Here is a 4033-nt window from a genome sequence, read left to right as displayed (position 1 = left end):
TCCTCGGGCCCCGTTGGGGCCGTCGTCGGGCCGCGTTGCCACGGAAAGCTGGGGCGGTTCGTCCTGCCCGGTCAAGGCCAGCGCCAGGTGGCAGGGTCGGATGCCTCCGGCGGGAGTATTTCGGCCAAGAAGAAGGGCTCATCCCATCTGATAGCCGGGGGTGGAGCGCATGAGCGCCAGTTCGTCTTCCGTCATCTCGCTTTCGACACCCTCGAAGAGCGGGGTGGAGAGGTAGCGCTCCCCGGTGTCGGGCAACATGCAGAGGATGCGCGAGCCCTTGGGGGCGGTCTTCGCCACCTCAAGCGCGACAGCGAAGCTCGACCCGCCAGAGATGCCCGTGAAGATGCCTTCCTGCGTCGCCAGCGCCCTGGACGCTGCGATGCCGTCGGGGCCTGCGACCGGGATCAGCTCGTCATAGCCATGTGAGTCGAGCGCCTCCTGCAACACCAGCGGGATGAAATCCGGGGTCCAGCCCTGAATGGGGTGCGGGTTGAAGGCGGGGTGACTTTCGGCGGGCTCGCCATCTGCCGTGCGCGCTTGCGCATGGCCGCTGCCGACGAGGGCCGCATTCACGGGTTCGGTCAGGATGATCCTGGTGTTCGGGCTTTCGCGGCGCAGCACGCGCGCCACGCCGGAGACCGTGCCGCCGGTGCCATAGCCCGTGACGAAGTAATCGGGGCCTTTGCCGCCGAAATCGGCCATGATCTCGCGCGCGGTCGTGGCCTCGTGGATATCGGCATTGGCCTCTGTCTCGAACTGGCGGGCGAAGAACCAGCCATTGGCCTCGGCCAGTTCCTTGGCCTTCTGATACATGCCGGTGCCCTTTTGTTCCTTGGGCGTCAGAACAACCTTGGCACCGAGAAAGCGCATCAGCCGACGGCGTTCCACGGAAAAGGTTTCCACCATCGTGATGACCAGCGGATAGCCCTTGGCCGCGCAGACCATGGCGAGCCCGATGCCCGTATTGCCGGAGGTCGCCTCCACCACCGTCTGGCCCGGTTTCAGTGCGCCGGAGGCTTCAGCCGCCTCGATGATATTCAGCGCCAGCCGGTCCTTGACCGATCCGCCGGGGTTGAACGCCTCGGCTTTCACGTAAAGCTCCACCCCCTCTGGCGCGAGCCGGTTGATGCGGATGCAGGGCGTGTCGCCCACGGTGTCGAGAATGCTGTCATAGAGGCGTCCGCGCCCCTCGGTCTGGCGTGTCATGGCCCTGTCCTTCCCTGTTGCGTTGGCCTCAACCTAAGCGGGATCGCGGCAAAGAACAAATCGAACGATTGTGTATTGACTTCTGTTAGTGTTGTATTTACACATATTGATATTGAACGATCCGCAACCCCGTCACGACCCAGTTTCAACAGCCCATAGCGTAAGACACAGATCATGCATTCCCTTGACCTCACAACCCTCGATGCCCAGTTCATCTGCCGCGCTTTCGGCCTTCTGGGCTTCGCGATCTACGCTTCGGCTTTCTTCTGCCTCAGCACTGGCCGCCTCGACAGCAAACGCCCTGAATATTTCGTCATGGTCCTTGCTGCGGCCAGCTGCGTGATGGTCAGCCTCTGGGCCGATTTCAACCTCAGCGCCGCGCTGATCCAGGGCTTTTACATCCTGATGGCGCTTGGCGGCATTGCCCTGCGCAAAGAGCCCAAGCCCGCCCCAGTGCGCGTCCTTTCCTCCTGATCCATTTTCCTTCCTCCCTGTTGGACTGCCCGTGAAGCCCCTGGTTTCACGGGCTTTTTTTCAGCGCAAACAGAAAAAACCCGCGCCATCTCTGGCACGGGCATCTTTGAAACTCGATTGGTTCGGGATCAGTCCTTGCCGCCCCCGCAGCCCTGTACCATCTGGTCCATGGACAGGGACGGTTGATCGCAGCCAGCCTCGCCCACGATCTTGGCAGGCACACCGGCGACGGTGGTTGCGGGCGGCACCTCGTGCAGCACAACAGAGCCCGCCGCGATCCGGGAACAGCAGCCCACCTTGATATTGCCAAGCACCTTGGCGCCCGCGCCGATCAGAACGCCATCGCCGATCTTGGGGTGACGGTCCTCCTCTTCCTTGCCGGTGCCGCCTAGGGTCACCGAATGCAGCATCGAGACATTGTCCCCCACCACGGCGGTTTCGCCGATCACGATGGAATGCGCATGGTCGATCATGATGCCCTTACCGATCCTTGCGGCGGGGTGGATGTCGACACCGAACATCTCGCTGATCCGCATCTGGATCATGTAGGCCAGATCCCGGCGCCCCTGTCGCCACAGCCAATGGCCGACGCGATAGGCCTCAACCGCTTGGAATCCCTTGAAGAACAGCAGAGGTTGGATGAAGCGATGGCAGGCCGGGTCACGGTCGAAGACCGCCACGATATCGGCCCGTGCCGCCGCGCCAAGTGACGGGTCGGACCGATAGGCCTCATCCGCAATTTCGCGAATCAGCTGTTCCGACATTTCGCCAGACGCCAGCTTCTGCGCCATGCGATAGGCCAGCGCTGCCTCCAGCGTCGCGTGATGCAGGATACAGCCATGCACAAGCCCGCCCAAAAGCGGTTCATCCCGCACCGCCTCTTCGGCTTCGCGGGTGATGCGGCTCCAGACCGGGTCGAGCTCGGCCAGATGTGTGCGGGTCTTTGCCATGGTGGCCTCCTGCGTTCGCGTAGCCCTTTCTACCGCAGATAGAGGCCAAGGTCCAAGTTGAAACCCCTGATCCCGCTGATCACGATTTTTTATACCGCGTCGGGAATCGCGAAACTCAGGTAATGCGCCACCAGTTTGACGGTACCTCCGGCGAAATCACCGCCATTTCCCGTCAGAACCAGTTCCGTATCCGCCCAGACAACGAAGGGGTTTGCCGGGCCGCTGACCCAGGAATTCAATGGCTTGCCCAAGCCGTTGCCATAGCGGTCATCCGAGATCGCATCGCCAAGCCGCCAATCGGTCAGCGCACCGGTGATGGTATCGGTCACCCGGCCCGTGACGCCCAGAACGATGGACCGCGCCGGGAAGCTGAGGCCCGATGCCACCGTCGGCCCCGCCCCGATCAGCACATCGGCCTCCACGCTGTGCACAGCGACACCGCCGCCACCGGGCGACGCAGTCAACCCGCCCGCGCGCCAGTCGCTGCCGTTATGCAGATCACAACTGCCCGTATCGTCCACGAAAGCGCGCCACCCCCGCTGCGGCGCGAAGAAGGCCCAACCACCGCCCGCATATTGTGCGATCTCTCCCTCATGACCGGCCCAGTCATTCACCGCACCGGGCGGCACGCCAAAGCATTCGCCCTCCAGCACCGCGCCCGGCGGTGTGGTCAGGCTGCGCGACCGCAGGCGCAGCTGCACCACGCCATCGAGCCGCGTCAGCGCCTCGTTCACGGTCACATGTTTTTGCGCCTGGCTGGCGGCCAGCAGCGGCAGGGTCAGGTTTGTCGTGTCAGTCATTGATCTCGATCCTTGCAAAGGGCCCGGGTCCGAACCGCGCAGAAATCTGCGCGATTTCAATCGTGTAAGGCAGGGTGACGGAGTCGCTGACCTGCATGGCATCGGTATAGGTGAAGGCAGGAGAGCTGAGCGTCTCTTCCCGTCTCAGCCCCCCCGCATCGCGGATGCGCAGCAGATACGCCTCGCTGTCCTCGCCCAGCGGCACCTCGGTGCCTTGCCAGCTGTCGCCGTCGATCCGCGTGCGGCGAATCCAGCTGATCTGCCGGTCCGATCCGATCTTCGGTGCCCTCAGATGCGCGGGGGCATAAGGGCGTAGCCCTACCCCGTCGAAGGCCAGCGCCGCATGGGCATAAACCGGGTGGTCATAGGATTTGCCCGCAGGTCCGACACGATAGTGCCGCTGCAATCCGCGCGCCGACAAGGGCAGTTCTATCTGCCCCGGCCGCCCATCCAGCAGCACGAAGAGCGACCCAATGGGCCAGTCATCGGGCATGATCCCGTCGGACCCCGCCTGCCCGCGTAGCCGCAATGAAATATCCCACAGGTCCTCTCCCACCAGCGTGGCATTGGCGAACTGGATCACCTCCCAATTGGCGCCACTGC

Annotated in this window: 5 protein-coding genes; 1 reads left to right on the top strand and 4 read right to left on the bottom strand. The window is 63.5% G+C overall.

Translation table 11 applies throughout. The annotated features are described in order from the left end of the window. Positions 1–138: 138 nt before the first annotated feature. The gene (locus tag BKY26_RS18590) at positions 139–1206 is read right to left on the bottom strand and encodes a PLP-dependent cysteine synthase family protein (RefSeq protein ID WP_071691874.1); all 1068 of its coding nucleotides are present in this window, start codon (positions 1204–1206) and stop codon (positions 139–141) included. 174 nt (positions 1207–1380) lie between these two features. Between BKY26_RS18590 and BKY26_RS18585 the strand changes: the two genes are divergently transcribed. Next, entirely contained in the window at positions 1381–1680 is a 300-nt protein-coding gene (locus tag BKY26_RS18585) for a CBU_0592 family membrane protein (RefSeq protein ID WP_071691873.1), read from the top strand. A 128-nt stretch (positions 1681–1808) separates the two neighbouring features. On the opposite strand, the gene cysE is transcribed toward BKY26_RS18585, so the two are convergent. From cysE to BKY26_RS20355, 3 genes are all read right to left on the bottom strand, one after another. Beyond that, complete coding sequence (gene cysE / locus BKY26_RS18580) at positions 1809–2630, bottom strand: serine O-acetyltransferase (protein WP_071691872.1); 822 nt, start codon at positions 2628–2630, stop codon at positions 1809–1811. Between the two features lie 89 nt (positions 2631–2719). Continuing rightward, a complete protein-coding gene (locus BKY26_RS18575) occupies positions 2720–3430 on the bottom strand; it encodes a DUF2793 domain-containing protein (protein WP_071691871.1) in 711 nt (236 codons plus the stop codon). After that, positions 3423–4033 (bottom strand): GTA baseplate fiber-binding domain-containing protein (locus BKY26_RS20355; protein WP_425434501.1); only part of this gene is annotated, 611 nt, incomplete at its 5' end. The genes BKY26_RS18575 and BKY26_RS20355, both read right to left, overlap by 8 nt.

Source organism: Nioella sediminis (genome assembly GCF_001879695.1).
In the GTDB taxonomy this organism is placed as follows: domain Bacteria; phylum Pseudomonadota; class Alphaproteobacteria; order Rhodobacterales; family Rhodobacteraceae; genus Nioella; species Nioella sediminis.
The sequence above is the reverse complement of the archived record's forward strand: the minus strand, read 5'-3'. Positions and strand labels throughout refer to the sequence as shown.